Here is a 14,170-nt window from a genome sequence, read left to right as displayed (position 1 = left end):
CATGAGCGATTACGGATTTTTTCTGAGCTTCAATAACCAGGAGGAGGTTTTTCGGTTTCCTGTGAACCCCGAGCGGATTGACGTGAAGGATAGCGGAGAAGGCAAATCCTATACGGTAGCGGGGCTTGGTGAAGTAAATGCGATTCTGCATCCGAAGCTGACGGAGATCTCGTTTGAAAGTTTTTTTCCGGGTAGGATGTACCCCTTTGTCCATCTAGGATCTGACCAGGAGCTGAAGCTGCCGATTGATTACGTAAATACCATTAAAGGATGGATGGAGACCCGCAGACCTGTGCGCTTTGTCATGACGGGCCTCGTTCCAGATCCGCTGAGCGGTACGGACGGCAAGAATGTGGTCGGGGCGATGAAGTCTTTTGGCATCAACATGGCGGCATCCATCGAAAGCTTCAACTGGAATACGATGACCGGATCGCCGGAAGATATCGAGTTCTCGATTTCGCTCAAACGCTATGTGTTTTATGGGGCTCGGAAGGTGGTACCGATAAAAGACAAAAAAGCGGCAGCCGTGAAGAAGAAAGACCGGCCGGATGACCGCAAAAAACCAACCTCCTATACGGTTGCCAAAGGCGACACCCTGTGGAGCATTGCCCAAAAGCTGCTCGGCAGCGGTTCCCGTCATGCGGACATCCAAAAACTGAACGGAATCAAGGACCATGAAGTCCGGAAGCTGGCTATAGGCCGGGTTCTCAAGATTCCCTAAAGAGGTGGCGCCATGATTGAACTGATGATTGACCGCAAGAACGGAAGCGTGTGGGATTTGGGGCAGATCGTAACCGACATCACGTGGAAAACAAGCCGTCAGGCGAAGCCGGCGAGTCTGGATATTAACTATGTGAACGATGGTCTTGCACAGAGCAAGGAATTCGAAGTGGAAAACGGCGACATTGTGCGCTTTCGGAAGGATAATAAGGATCTGTTTTATGGCTATGTTTTTTCCAAGGAGTGGGGTATGGATGCTGAGGTCAAGGTGATGGCGTATGACCAGCTGCGTTACCTGTCCAGCAACGACACCTACCGGTTCACGAATGCAAAGGTGGAGGATATCATCCGGAAGATTGCCAAGGATTTCAATCTGAAGACAGGCACGCTTGCCGATACCGGCCATACGATCCCTGCGATGCTGGAAGCGGACAAAAAACTGATCGATATGATCTGCAAGGCCCTGGAGTCCACGTTGATCGCGACCAAGCAGTACTATATGTTTTACGACCAGTATGGTGAACTGACGTTGGCCAATATCAACGACATGCTGCTTAAACTCGCGGTGGGAGAAGACAGCCTCATGACGGATTTTTCATATAAAAAAAGCATCGACAACGAGACGTACAACCGCGTCAAAGTCGTGCGGGACAACAAGGAAACCGGGAAGAGGGATGTGTATGTTTACCAGCATGGGCAGAACATCGCCCAGTGGGGGCTGCTCCAGCTGTATGAGGTTGCTGACGAGAACATGAACCCCGCTCAATTGAAGCAGTTAGCGCAGAACTTGCTGGAGCTGAAGAACAGAGAGCAGCAGACGTTGTCGATCGAGGCTATTGGAGATTTGCGGGTCCGTGCCGGAAACACGATCTATGTGAATCTTCCAGAAGAAGGGTTGAAGCCGTATCTCATCGATGAATGTACGCATAAATTCTCGGATGGTACGCACACGATGTCGCTGAATATGAAGGTGGTGTAAGCAGTGATGCTGGATATTATCAAAAAAGCCAGTCTCAGCGCCGTGGGAAACACAAATCCGATGGCGGTGCTGTACGGGACAGTCACATCAACACATCCTCTCGAGGTGAACGTGGATCAGCGTTTCAGCCTGACGGAGGATTTTTTAGTTATCGGAGAATCAATGACCGAGTACAAGTTGAACATTGGCGGCGCGGAGTATGTAATTCGAAAAGGGCTGGAGATTGGTGATACGGTGCTGCTCATTCGTTATCAGGGCGGACAAACGTATCTCGTGCTGGATCGGTTGGTGAAGCCGTGATGATCCCGCAGGGTGGAACGCTGCAACCGGGTAGCGAGATCGTGGAAACAATGGCACAGCCTAGCTTGACATATGACTTGAATCTGGAGGAAGGAACGATATCCGGTCACATTGACGGTCTTGAGGCCGTTAAACAGGCTGTCGTAAAAATCCTTCAGACGCGGCGTTTTGAACATCTGATCTACAGCAGTAACTATGGGCAGGAGCTGGACTCCGTCATTGGCCGCGACCCACTGTGGGCCTATGCTGAAATCGAGCGGCATATCAAGGAAGCGCTGCTGCAGGATGACCGCATTTTGTCGGTAGATGATATGAATATTACCTTTGTGGGCGATCAGGCCGTGGCGGAATTTACGGTCCGAAGCGTGTATGGTGCTTTCAATATGATCAAGGAGGTGAGAGAGGATGGTTGAGGAACAGACGTACGAAGCAATTCTGGAGCGGATGATGGATCGAATTCCGGATGGTATGGATAAAAGGGAAGGCAGCATCATTTACGATGCGTTGGCACCTTCTGCTGCTGAGCTTGCCCAGATGTACGTGGAATTGGGGTACTCCATGAATCTGAAATTTGCCGCTACGGCATCGGGCGAATTTTTGGATCGGAGCATTGCCTGGTCGGGACTGACCCGAAAGCAGGCTACAAAGGCACAGCTTCTGGGACACTTCTCAGGCAATAACGGTACCGCGGTAGATGTGCCTCTAGGGAGTCGTTTTTCATTGGATCCGCTGAATTACAAAGTAATCACCCGTCTGGATTCAGGGCAATATGTTCTCGAATGCGAGACAAGCGGGAAGGAAGGCAACCGCCGATTCGGCGCGCTGCTTCCGCTGGAATACGTCGAAGGCTTGGTGAAGGCAGAGCTAATGGAGCTCTGGGTGCCAGGCGAAGATACCGAGTCGGACGAAGCGTTATATGACCGATACCGCGAAAAAATCTCCCGGCCCGTGACCAGTGCAAACCGGAATCAGTATGAACTGTGGGCGAGGGAGAAAGCCGGGGTTGGCAAGGCCAAGGCTTTTCCGTTATGGAATGGTCCGGGCACCGTCAAGGTGGTGCTGCTGGATAACGAGATGCGATCGCCTACGCCTTCCGTTGTGGAATCGGTGCAGCAGTATATCGATCCGACCATGGATGGCATGGGGGAAGGCGCAGCTCCTGTCGGTTCGGTTGTCACCGTTGTTGGGGCGGCTGAAGTGCCTGTCAATATTGAAGTACAGGTTACGCTGCTCGATGGAGCCGGCATGGATGGCGTGCAGGAAGCCATTGAGCAGGGGGTTCGTCAGTATCTCAAAGACCTGGCAATGTCCGATCCGCTGGTCCGGTATAACCGAATTGCCAATGTGATCTTGGATATTCCGGCAGTCATCGACTACGAGATATTGACCGTGAACGGAGGAACGGACAGTCTTCCGATCGAACCGGAAGCGGTAGCTGTCCTAGGGACGGTGACGGTCCGATGAGTAAAGCCGAAGCCTGGCTGGGTTACCTGCCGTCCTTTTATCACGATGTTCGAGAAATGAAAGCCATTGCCGGAGCCGAAGGGGCTGAGTTGGACAAGCTGGCGCAGGAACTGGAGGATCAGTTGGACCAGTATTATCCCGAAACCGCTACGTGGGCGCTATCCCGGTTCGAGCAGGACTTGAACATTCCGGTGAACCTCGCCAAGCCGATCGAGCAACGTCGTTCGGTCATCATTTCGAAGATGCGGGGGAGCGGCAAGGTGTCTGCCAGCATGCTCAAAAATGTGGCGCAAGCCTATGAGCGGGGCAGCATCGAGGTATCCGTCCAGCCAGCGGAGTATAAAGTGACGATTCATTTTCGAGATACACTCGGCATCCCGCCGAATTTAAGTGATTTGAAATCAGCCATTGAGGAGATCAAGCCAGCACATATGGCGGTCGATTACGCCCTGCGTTATCTCACCATAGCTGAAGTGGAGGGCATGACCTTTGAGGAAATATCAGCAACGACACAAGACAGATTGTTGGGAGGAGGAGCCTAAATGACGAATCCGGTTACGCCGAATATCGGGTTGAACAAAATCGATCGAACCTCGCCGTCCACGACGTATTTCGATCTGGAGAAATATATTGATCAGAACGCAGATGCCGTAGATCGGTTCGCGGGTGAAAGCAGTGAGGCCATCGGCGCACTGGAAAAGCGTCTGGACACAGAAGAGCGAAGGGGAGTGGTGCTGCAGCCAGGGCTTCAGATCGTGAACGCGGAGCGGAGCGCGCCTTTTAAGTTGAGTGGGATTAAGGGGCGGACGTTGGTGAACCTTGCGGGACGCCAGACTAACCGTAGCGCATCAAATCCTGCGACAACTACCTTAAGTGTTGGGTCGGGCACCACTGGTAATAATACTGAGATTATAAATGTAGCTGTTAAAAATACAGACGAGGGTTACATCATATATAGACAAGTAGGGGGCTCAGCTTTTCTTGCTCTTGCTGGGAAATATTACGTAATATCGGCAGAAGTGAAAGTAAACAGCATTTCTGGTAGCGGGTTAGTTAAAGTAGGCGCAAATGTTGGAATTGGGGCAGATACTGTTGATAAGACTAGACTGGGGATTTGGCAAAGAATTTATTATGGGTTTACAAAATCGGCTGACACCGCTTTTGATATTATAATTGGAGTTTGTTACGCGGGTGGGGTATATGCTGCCGTCAACTTTGATGTTAAAAACGTAAGTTTATATGAAATTTCACAATCAGAGTATAACAGTATTACATCGTATTCCGCAGAACAAATGGATATTAAATATCCATACGTCGATAGTATTCAACCTGTACGAAATCCGTATGTGATCCGGTACGGAGAGAATCTGGCTCCTACACTATTTGAAGGCACGGTTGAAAGTTCAACGAAAGTGCTATCTGAATATTCGGCTATAGTAAAAGCGACAGGTTCAACGGTTGTGGAATACCGGTCTAAACTTATACCTGCTATACCGAATACTAACTATACACTTCGTGCGAAAATCACTCTAAATGGCCTAGAAAAATACGATGGAGTGTACGTTGATGTACTGGGTTACGATGAAGCTGGGTTGTATGTATTAGACACACCTGGAACCTCCGTCAATGGAACAGGAACTGGAACAGATATATTTGCTACTCCGGCAAACATCAAAACTATGGAGGTTCGTATTGTAGCCCCTCAAGATGCAGCTGTTGGTGACTATGTTATTGAAGATATTATGCTTAATCTCGGAGCTACGGTCAAAACACATAAACCACGTGAAGACTGTATACTTGCGCTGCAAACGGACTTATACTCCGATCCGGTGACAGGTGCGAATGCTGACGAGGTGTTCGAGAAGAACGGGCAGTATTTCAGACTGGCGAAGTGGAATAGGAAGGTTTTGGATGGTTCGATAAATTGGGTCGGCTCTTTCCCTTTTACAGGATTTAAAAGTGTTAGATATCCACTAACTAACGTAGTTGTACGTAGTGCTATTGGAGTTAAATATGATGGTAAAATACTTAATGAATATGGCGGTACAGATGCACCTGACAAAGTTACTGTTGATAACGATAACGCTTATGTATGGATTTCCAACGCAGACAGCGGGTGGGGGGACAACTACACACCAACTTCTGACGAGATTAAAGCATTTTTTATGGGCTGGACAATGTACGATGGAACAGGGGGAAATCAAAGTCCGAATACTAACCTGTATAATGGTATTGGCGCTAAGTGGTGGGCTAGAAGAAGTGACGGTATAAGTCGTCTATGGGTAGATGCAACAGCCGTTCTTCCAACAGTCCAAGCTCCTAGTTGGACACCTTTTCAACTTGTATACCAACTTGCAAATCCTACTGTCGATTCTATCATATCTGAAGGATTACTGACGTTTAATAAAGGTGACAATCAGATCGAAGTTGGTACGGGGATCGTGTTGAGAGAAAGAGTAAAACCGTATTTAGATAATGCTAAGTGGTGGAATCTTGGTAATCCTGTTGCAAATCCGGGATCTACTAGTTTTAAATATGTTGCTAAACAAGTATTTTCAGTTTTTATGAATAATGTTAAGGATTTTAGATGGAAGGTTACCCTTACTGAAAAGTATGGGGCTTTAGCACAATTGAGCCCTATTTATCATTTCAATCAATTAGCAGCTTATTCCGTTACGTACCTGAAGTTAGAAAAGTCACCTGATGTCCCACTTCTCGGAACTATCGCAGTAAATGAAAAGTCGTTACTCCAAGAGCTTGTGATATCAGTACAAAACAGTACGACCACCATTTCTGAGTTAATGAGAAAGGAAGAGGATAAGAAGGTATCTGACTGGATAACGCCGACCTTATTAAATGGATGGGTAGGTCATGGGAGTACGGGAGTGTCTATTCGTAAGAATGGAGATCACCTAGAAATTAAAGGGGCAATAAGGGCTGGTGTGGCTATTTCCGGTACACATATAATGAGACTACCAAACGAATTAAGGCCATCAAAGGTATCAGTAATAGGAACATTTAGTCAAAACTCTAATGGAGATCGGACAATTATTGCTGTAGATATATGGCCTGATGGAGTAGTGGTGATTAATGGATCGAGTACTTCAAATATAGGTAATGAATTTTTACTTATGAATGCTTCTATTTCACTTAGTTAATTGAAAGGAGAATCCTCATGAAAGCCGCACCTAAAGTAAATATAGACGGCCTCTATATAGAGGATACGTTGGTGGACGATACCTTTTCCGGTATCGTCCCTTTTTATTCCCACACGGAACAAGGAACACTAGATAGTCTAACCAAAACACAAGGCATGACAACAGAACTAGATGAACCATCAAACGAACCAGAATCCAATATCTCCGGCTACATCATCGGCATCCCGGTAACTCCCGGTCTCTACCAACCACGCTTCGATATGGCAGCCTGGAATGGCTACCAGGCTACCATAAGCGTAGCCCAAGATTCATTCCAACAAGCCTTATCGGGATGGCACACACTCCCGGAAGAGCAACGCGGCGACAAGCCAGTGGTGGAGTCCCCACCTCAGCCTACATTATGGATCGAAGGCTTAACCCAGGAAGAAATCGAGGAGCTAACTAGCCCTCAACCACAGGAACCTAATGAAGTGGATCGCTTAGGTTCTGAGATGGTTGCGCGGGAGCTCGAGGCCATGGAGTTGCGCCAGCAAAATGAGGCGCAGGGCGCTCAAATTGTGGGGCTTGAATTGCGGTTGCTGTCACTTGAAAATAGCTGATCGAAAGGAGCGGAAGACGATGTTCGAGAACGATTTTGAGCGCTTGAAGTACTACTATGAAAAGAAGTGGGCACAGAAGCCCCAACTGAGACAATATGTTGCCTTTGGCGTGATCACTTTGGAAGAATATGAAGTCATCACTGGCGAGGCCTACTAAACGCTGCTTTGAATGACCTTAGATTAAAAAGAGACTTCAACGAAGAAGGCGGAATCATGCTGTAGAAGCGGAGCGTTCGCCTTTGTCCACGGATTTTAACCCTATCCATGAGTTTTAAGGAAATCCGTGGGCAACAGCGATCGGAAGCATGATCCGCAGGCGAAGTGACGTACATGCTAATAAGGATTCTCTCTCTTAGAGCAACTATAAATAGCAACAATTCAAGCCCTCGGCTCCCCCGAGGGCTTTTTTACACCTTCAAAACCATATAAAAGGAGGAACAATTATGTATGAGCACATCGGTCAGCTGTTTAAGATGCTGGTGGCGGGGACGGGGGCCGTGACAGGTTACGTCTGGGGTGGATGGTCGCTGCCGCTGCATCTGTTGTTGTGGTTCGTCGTGATCGATTGGTTGACCGGATGGGGCGCGGCCTGGATGAACGGCGAGCTGCGCAGCCGTATTGGTTATACTGGGATTGCACGTAAAATGACCATATTTCTCATCATCGCCCTGATGCATCTGGTGGACCGGGTGCTGGGGGAGATGAATTATTTTCAGAACACGGTAATCTTCTTCTATCTCGCGAATGAGCTGCTGTCTATTATTGAGAACGTGGGGAGAATGGGGGTACCGATCCCCCAGTCCCTGCGTAATGTGGTGCAGGTATTCCAGATCAAATCCGAAGAAGGGGATAAGCCAACCGCACGAAAGAAGGAGAAAAAGGATGAAACCCTCTGAATTTATAGCCAAGCTGGCACCTATAGCCAATCAGGACATGCGTCAGTATGGGGTGCCTGCTTCGCTTACGCTCGCGCAGGCAATCCTGGAATCCAATTGGGGAATGAGCGGTCTAACGCAAAAAGCGAACAATCTGTTTGGCATCAAGGGGACTGGTCCGGCGGGAAGTGTCACCATGCAGACAACCGAATACCGAGGGCAAACGCCCTATACGACCAATGCCCAGTTTCGAAAGTATAACAGCTGGAGTGAATCGGTTGCCGATCATACCCGGCTGATCCTGAACGGCACACGTGACAAGCCGCAGCGTTACCATGGCGTATTGTGGGCGGATTATAAAACAGCTGCAACCGAGATTTGGAGAGGGGGCTATGCCACAGACCCCAATTATCCAAAAAAGCTCATTTCCATTATGGAGCAGAACTCGCTCTATCAATATGATGTGCCTAGTCCAGAGGAGGAGGAACGTATGAAAATCGAACAATTAACGGCCGAGCTGCAAAAAACACAAGAGCAGATTCAGCAGCTTAGCAAGCAATATGCTTCTGCGATGAAACTGCTAACGGAGCAAAGCAATACCACTCAGCAGATGAACGTAAGGCTCAAGGCAGTTGAGACGGAGAAACCGGCGAAAGTTCCATCTTGGGCAGAACCGGCAGTACAAGCTGCACAGCAAGCAGAAGTATTGCATGATCCTAAGGGTAGCTACGATTTTTACCGAATTATGACTGTGCTGCATCGTTTGGGGACTTTCGATAGTCCGAGCAAGTGATACAAAAATTAACATGGCAGCTGCTCTCGCAAGTTCCATCTATATAATGAAGCGTTTTTTGAGCTGTGTTGAACAATAAAGCTGCCCAACCGTTTAGGACGGTATGGGCAGTTTTTGTTGTTTATATCAGTTAGTGTTTTGCTAGCATCTTCATTCTCGATTATTCATTTCCGGAATGTGCTTTTATAGTGTGTTCGAGCCGTCTTTACTTTCTCGGCGCAATTCACGTTCGCTTATTCCATGAACCCTGTGTCCGTGCATACATATTCATATTAAAAATCCCTACCTAAGTAAACTCAGCTCACTTCACCCTCACCGTCCTCACAGCCTGCGCTTGATTCCCCGCATGGTCCGTAATGGTATAGGTCACCGTGTAGATTCGGCTCTGTCCGCGCTCCGATTTCTCTGCCCGCAGCCGGAAATGGGTATCATAGGTACCGAACTCGGCATCTTGTATATCCTGTCCCCAGTCGCCCCCATCGCCTCGATTGTTTTTGCTTTCACTGTCACCCGTGTCCTTATCTTTACCTTTCTCAATCTCCGATGTATCTCCGCTATGCCCCTTGCCGCCTGCACTCTCCATGGTGATGGAGGTCAACACAATGGATGCAACGCCAGAGCCTTCATCGCTAGATTCGAGCTCAGCGTGAATATCGACCATTTTGTGGTTCGGTGCCTTTAGTACGGAAGGTGAGAGTGTTACCTTCAGCACCGGGGCGATTTTATCGATGTTCGACACTGTGGCTGTCATCTTATCTTCGTTGCCGTCCTCATCTTCATATTCGAAGATAAATGAACCATTCTCGGTAAATTTGTAAGTTGAAGATCCGCCGTTATTGATAACGGTAAACGGACGATTCGAGACCAAGGCTGCAACAACGTCTCCATTTGTCGGGGTCGTTGTGCTGTACTCCAAGCCTACTGTGAAATCGGTATACGTGACACCCGGCGCGGCGGTAAAGTTCTCGCCTACATTGTCCAGCGTATTTCCGCTTAGTTTGATGTTCTGGCCCGCCTTGAGCTGAATCCCGTTGCTGTTCCCGGTAATGGTATTGTTTAGAATTTGCACATCCTCCGGCTCTCCAGCTCCAGTGCCGCCCGCGTTGGTGTCCCCGTTGTCGTGCTCGAGGAGAATGCCCCAATAATGCTCGGCCGTGTTCTGGCGTATCGTGTTGCCCTTGATGATTGTGCCCGGCCCGTTCAAAATGTTGATGCCGGCGGCATCCGGAATGTCGACGGTGTTCTCGATCCGGTTGTTCTCGATGATGGTATCCGGTGAGCCCATGGATACGACGATGCCTTGCCGCGCATTGCGGATTGTGTTGTCGTGGATATAGTTTTGCGGACCGGATTTACTGTGATTGGTTGGGGCGGTTCCCCCGGTATTCCCGATGCCGATGCCGCCGCCATAAGGCATGTCGGTAATAAGGTTATGGTGAATCTCGTTAAAATACTCCAGCTCCCCATGCAGATCAATCGCATCCAGCCGAACTTGGTGGAATTCATTATGCCGGATCACATTGTTATGGGCCACATATTGAATGAGTGCGCCGTGGCGCAGGTAAGGCCCCTCGAAGTAAGAGTCTTCGACTAGATTCCACCGGGTATCATTGGCAAAACCGTTGCGGTCGACCTTCGGTACGCCCTGAATGGATATACCGTATCCGGCACCGCCCGGACCGAGATCCGTGGCATTTCGGAACGTGGTATTGCGGACGACGATATCATGGCTGTTCTCGATGCGGACCCCCATGCGGCTGAATTTTTCGATCGTCACACTGTTGATCGTGATGTTGTACGAAGGCGCCTCGCCATAATTGGCGGCAATGATCATCATGTCAGGACCGCCGGCATCCGGGTTGTTGATTCTGTGATCCGTTGTATATTGACCCTCCCAAGCAGATGTCAGCGTCAGGTTGGAGATGGTCAGATCATGCTGCTTGGCGGATCTCAGCATCGTACTGTTCCGAACCTTGTTCAGCGAGGTCTTCAGGATCGCGCCGTTCTGGCTCTCCCCCCGTAAATTGACCTTCGATTTCAGCGTCAGATTGGTCAAACCATCTGGAGCACTGTTTAAGTTGTACACGCCATTAGGGAAGAACACCTCGTCTCCCGGGAGCGCCTCATCAATTGCTCGCTGAATCGCCGGTCGATCGTCCGAGCCGTTGTCTGCAGGATCGGCTCCGTAATCGACTACATTCAGCGTCCTTCCGGTAGCAGCAAAAGCCTGATGCACCGGATGGTTGCTGCCGTCCGCATTTTTCATGCCGGGAGAGGTAAAAGGGACGGTACCCTCCGGCGGCTGCGGCACAAAATCCGGAATAATTGCCACAGGTGTATCCCCGTTAGCAAAAGGCGGATAGATATGGACTTCCGTCAGACTCGTGTAGGCGCTGCCGTCCGAATTTCCGCGCCCGATCAGCTTGACGTACCGGGCATTCGTGTCCGGGACGTTAAATGGCTGCATCGCGGTGTTGGTTCCGCTGCTCGAACCGTTGAAGAGGGGAGACCAGCTTACTCCGTCATCCGAGGTTTCGATATCGATCTGCGTCGCGCGAACATCCCCTTTGTAGAAGGCGATTCCCAGATAGCCGATGTCCCTGGTCTCGCCCAGATCATACATGATCCACGGACCATCGCCGGCGGCTGACCAGCGGGTGTACAGATTTTGGTCCAAGGTATTATCCTCGATGTTGCCGTCGCTGCCGCTTGCCGTAACCGAGGCCACAGGCCAAGGCGATAAGGGGGAGCTAAGCGTCGTAACTGACAACGTCAGTGGAACCGGACTGACATTTCCAGCGGCATCGACAGCCTCGACCTTAAAGCTGTACTCCGTGTGCGGAGACAGTCCTTCCGCTTCATAGCGGGTGATGTCGGAGCTTAGCTCCGTTACTTTGACATCGTTTTGATAAACGTTATACTTCGCGACGAACTTGTTGTCCTCTGCCGTCAGCCATGCCAAATGCACATAATCTTCGCCAATGCTGCCGATGGATAGACGGCTTCCGACCGGCCAGGACGGTGGCGTATTATCCTGACTGGAATCCACCAACTCGCTTACGACCAGCGCAGGTCTTGGATTGCTGGAGCCGTTGGCTTCTTTACTATAGATATTGACGCTGACACCGGTATGGCTCGCATCTGCAAGGAGAAACGATACGCTGCCATTCGCAAGACGGCTGCGGACATAGTCTGTCACATCGACGCTGTACACCTCCGGGCGCCCGCTATTCTCGGCCTTTACCGTAAACGACCCCACATAAGCGGCCGGATCGAGGCTATTCGTGGGCGCATTATTCCAGGTCAGTTGGCTTTCGTTCCAGGCTGTATTCTCGATCCCGTAGAGGGAGAGCTCTAGGTCCGTGTTGCTGGTGCCTTTTTTCGCGGCGACCTGGAATTCGTAGAGGTAGTCCGGATCGCTCAGGGTGGAAGCATCGAATTTGAAATAGACAACCTTTTTGTTGGTTGTGCCGGACGATACGCTAAAAAGGCCGAGGCTTGTGCCTGTGGCGGAATTGATATTGGTGTCCGGTTTGGAACTGTCGATCAAGGCATCGTCCGAGGGCTCCAAACGCCCAACCACAACGGGAATACCCGGTGAAGGATCAGTTGGGTCGGTGGGATCGGTTGGATCTGTCGGATCAGGAGGCGTGTAACCGTCTTTGTAGAGAATCGGCGTTGTTACCTCCAGATTCTTCACATGCTGTGCCATGAAGGCCCAAGCTTCCGCTTCTGCGGTTGACTTGGCTTCTCCGGTAAAACCATGACCCTGTCCGGGTACGATCTCAAAATCTACGACCGGAACATCGGCGCTTGTCAATTGATCCGCGAATGTCACGCTGTCGGTGTAAGGGATGGTGGCGTCCGCGTCACCATGCCGGATCCAGAACGGCGGATCATCGGGAGTGGCATACGTCCCCGGCATGGCAAGCCGAGCCTCAATCGGGACGGACAGGGCGTTATGCCCTCCGAGCAGCTTTGTGACCGAGCTGTAACGGTCGGCAAAATCGGTCGTGAAGTCTGCTGGTCCGTACCAGTCCACCACCGCCTGCACCTTGGTGGAGTATTCCGGCCAGCCTCCTACGCCTTCGATATCGGGAAGATGAACGGTATCCCCAGTATCCAGCGTGACCGTATCCTCCATGGTCAGGTCTCCGGTCGTTCCAAGCAGGGATGCGAGATGCCCGCCCGCCGAAGTGCCCCAAACGCCGATCCGGCTTGGATCGATGTGGTATTGCTCGGCATGGGCACGCAGATACCGAATGGCCAGCTTCACGTCTTGAATCTGGGCCGGGTAAGGCGTTTCGGGGGTTAGCCGGTAGCTTAAGGAAACGCCGATGTACCCGTGTTTAAGGACATAGTTGCAGATGCTGCCGAGGGCGTTTTTGCGGTCGCCTTTATTCCAGCCTCCGCCGTGAATGTAGATCATGACCGGCATAGGCTCGGCTGGCTGGGTGCTCGGAACGGCAATGGACGTGAAGAGATCCCGGTCGCCGGCTTTGCCGATCAAAACGTCCTCATAGAGGGTTACGCCTTCCGGTGCAGGGTACGGGCCCGTTTCGGTCGGCGGGGGTTCAGGCACAGGATCGACCGCAGGCGGAATGCCCGGTATGGCCTGGCCGGACAGCGAGACGCTGTCGATGTACATGTTGGCGTTCATCGGATCACCTACCCGAAACTGGATTTGTACGTTTGGGTTACTGTTAGCCTCAGGGGGCAGCGTCCAGGTTTTCAACGTGTTGGATTCGCTGCGCGGCGCTTCGGGGGTTCCGGGGGCAAGCTTGAAATCCTCCAGCGTGCTCCAGGTTACGCCGCCGTCGCCTGACCATTCTGCCACAATGCTTCCGCTGACATAGGATGAAGCTCTTGTATAATAGCTCAGCTTGATATTGCCATAACCCGTCGTATTGACGGGCAGATAGACCGAGTCGGTCACATCGATCTTCATAAGGTTCGGCGTAGACGGAGCGCTGCTGGATACGGAGGTTTTGGCTTTACTTCCGCCATCCCCGGTCTGAACCCAAGGCAGCGGAATCACGACGCCGCCCGTGGTTCCGTAGCGGTCCGAATCAAAGTTATCGGAGAAGAAAAGAATATCTGGCCCTTCTGGTTCCGGTAGGGGATCGGAATTCGATGCAAAAGATTCATCCGCAAGATCGAATTCTGAAACCGATTGTGCAGATACGGCACGAAGATGCCCTGGGGATGCCATGATGCTTATGGAGATCAGCAGGCAGAGGATCAGGCATGAGATTCGGTTAAGTGTCTTCTTCAACGTTCCA

At 50.6% G+C, this 14,170-nt stretch carries 12 protein-coding genes; 11 read left to right on the top strand and 1 reads right to left on the bottom strand.

Translation table 11 applies throughout. From position 1 onward, the window contains the following. Position 1: 1 nt before the first annotated feature. The 11 genes from J7E85_RS11300 to J7E85_RS11250 all read left to right on the top strand — a co-directional run bounded on the left by J7E85_RS11300 (position 2) and on the right by J7E85_RS11250 (position 8,888). The gene (locus J7E85_RS11300) at positions 2-721 is read left to right on the top strand and encodes a LysM peptidoglycan-binding domain-containing protein (RefSeq protein WP_215157839.1); all 720 of its coding nucleotides are present in this window, start codon (positions 2-4) and stop codon (positions 719-721) included. A gap of 12 nt (positions 722-733) precedes the next feature. Next, a complete protein-coding gene (locus J7E85_RS11295) occupies positions 734-1,699 on the top strand; it encodes an XkdQ/YqbQ family protein (RefSeq protein ID WP_215157837.1) in 966 nt (321 codons plus the stop codon). Positions 1,700-1,705: 6 nt separating this feature from the next. Further along, on the top strand, positions 1,706-1,999 hold the full coding sequence (locus J7E85_RS11290; RefSeq protein WP_215158113.1) for a DUF2577 domain-containing protein: 294 nt from the start codon (positions 1,706-1,708) through the stop codon (positions 1,997-1,999). Further along, entirely contained in the window at positions 1,999-2,412 is a 414-nt protein-coding gene (locus J7E85_RS11285) for a DUF2634 domain-containing protein (protein ID WP_215157835.1), read from the top strand. The genes J7E85_RS11290 and J7E85_RS11285 overlap by 1 nt, the downstream gene beginning before the upstream one ends. Then, a complete protein-coding gene (locus tag J7E85_RS11280) occupies positions 2,405-3,463 on the top strand; it encodes a baseplate J/gp47 family protein (RefSeq protein WP_215157833.1) in 1,059 nt (352 codons plus the stop codon). The genes J7E85_RS11285 and J7E85_RS11280 overlap by 8 nt, the downstream gene beginning before the upstream one ends. Continuing rightward, positions 3,460-4,005 (top strand): YmfQ family protein, encoded by a 546-nt coding sequence (locus tag J7E85_RS11275; RefSeq protein WP_215157831.1) that lies wholly within the window; start codon positions 3,460-3,462, stop codon positions 4,003-4,005. Before J7E85_RS11280 ends, J7E85_RS11275 begins: the two co-directional genes overlap by 4 nt. Further along, on the top strand, positions 4,006-6,621 hold the full coding sequence (locus tag J7E85_RS11270; protein ID WP_215157829.1) for a hypothetical protein: 2,616 nt from the start codon (positions 4,006-4,008) through the stop codon (positions 6,619-6,621). 17 nt (positions 6,622-6,638) lie between these two features. Continuing rightward, on the top strand, positions 6,639-7,220 hold the full coding sequence (locus tag J7E85_RS11265; protein ID WP_215157828.1) for a hypothetical protein: 582 nt from the start codon (positions 6,639-6,641) through the stop codon (positions 7,218-7,220). Next, positions 7,207-7,377, top strand: coding sequence for an XkdX family protein (locus tag J7E85_RS11260; RefSeq protein WP_483311311.1), 171 nt, complete (start codon positions 7,207-7,209; stop codon positions 7,375-7,377). The genes J7E85_RS11265 and J7E85_RS11260 overlap by 14 nt, the downstream gene beginning before the upstream one ends. A 286-nt stretch (positions 7,378-7,663) precedes the next feature. Continuing rightward, on the top strand, positions 7,664-8,116 hold the full coding sequence (locus tag J7E85_RS11255; RefSeq protein ID WP_215157826.1) for a phage holin family protein: 453 nt from the start codon (positions 7,664-7,666) through the stop codon (positions 8,114-8,116). After that, the gene (locus tag J7E85_RS11250) at positions 8,103-8,888 is read left to right on the top strand and encodes a glycoside hydrolase family 73 protein (RefSeq protein ID WP_215157824.1); all 786 of its coding nucleotides are present in this window, start codon (positions 8,103-8,105) and stop codon (positions 8,886-8,888) included. Before J7E85_RS11255 ends, J7E85_RS11250 begins: the two co-directional genes overlap by 14 nt. A gap of 301 nt (positions 8,889-9,189) precedes the next feature. Here the strand turns inward: J7E85_RS11250 and J7E85_RS11245 are convergent, their stop codons facing one another. Then, positions 9,190-14,163, bottom strand: coding sequence for a CBM96 family carbohydrate-binding protein (locus J7E85_RS11245; RefSeq protein WP_215157822.1), 4,974 nt, complete (start codon positions 14,161-14,163; stop codon positions 9,190-9,192). Positions 14,164-14,170 lie beyond the last annotated feature (7 nt).

Origin of the sequence: Paenibacillus sp. ISL-20, from assembly GCF_018613005.1 — a bacterium.
GTDB lineage: Bacteria > Bacillota > Bacilli > Paenibacillales > Paenibacillaceae > Paenibacillus_AQ.
The sequence above is the reverse complement of the archived record's forward strand: the minus strand, read 5'-3'. Positions and strand labels throughout refer to the sequence as shown.

What these genes read in the sequence shown, in the direction of transcription:
- J7E85_RS11280 (WP_215157833.1), top strand. Translation starts at nt 2,405, where the DNA reads ATGGTTGAGGAACAGACGTACGAAGCAATTCTGGAGCGGATGATGGAT.
- J7E85_RS11250 (WP_215157824.1), top strand. Translation starts at nt 8,103, where the DNA reads ATGAAACCCTCTGAATTTATAGCCAAGCTGGCACCTATAGCCAATCAG.
- J7E85_RS11275 (WP_215157831.1), top strand. Translation starts at nt 3,460, where the DNA reads ATGAGTAAAGCCGAAGCCTGGCTGGGTTACCTGCCGTCCTTTTATCAC.
- J7E85_RS11270 (WP_215157829.1), top strand. Translation starts at nt 4,006, where the DNA reads ATGACGAATCCGGTTACGCCGAATATCGGGTTGAACAAAATCGATCGA.
- J7E85_RS11295 (WP_215157837.1), top strand. Translation starts at nt 734, where the DNA reads ATGATTGAACTGATGATTGACCGCAAGAACGGAAGCGTGTGGGATTTG.
- J7E85_RS11290 (WP_215158113.1), top strand. Translation starts at nt 1,706, where the DNA reads ATGCTGGATATTATCAAAAAAGCCAGTCTCAGCGCCGTGGGAAACACA.
- J7E85_RS11255 (WP_215157826.1), top strand. Translation starts at nt 7,664, where the DNA reads ATGTATGAGCACATCGGTCAGCTGTTTAAGATGCTGGTGGCGGGGACG.
- J7E85_RS11285 (WP_215157835.1), top strand. Translation starts at nt 1,999, where the DNA reads ATGATCCCGCAGGGTGGAACGCTGCAACCGGGTAGCGAGATCGTGGAA.
- J7E85_RS11300 (WP_215157839.1), top strand. Translation starts at nt 2, where the DNA reads ATGAGCGATTACGGATTTTTTCTGAGCTTCAATAACCAGGAGGAGGTT.
- J7E85_RS11265 (WP_215157828.1), top strand. Translation starts at nt 6,639, where the DNA reads ATGAAAGCCGCACCTAAAGTAAATATAGACGGCCTCTATATAGAGGAT.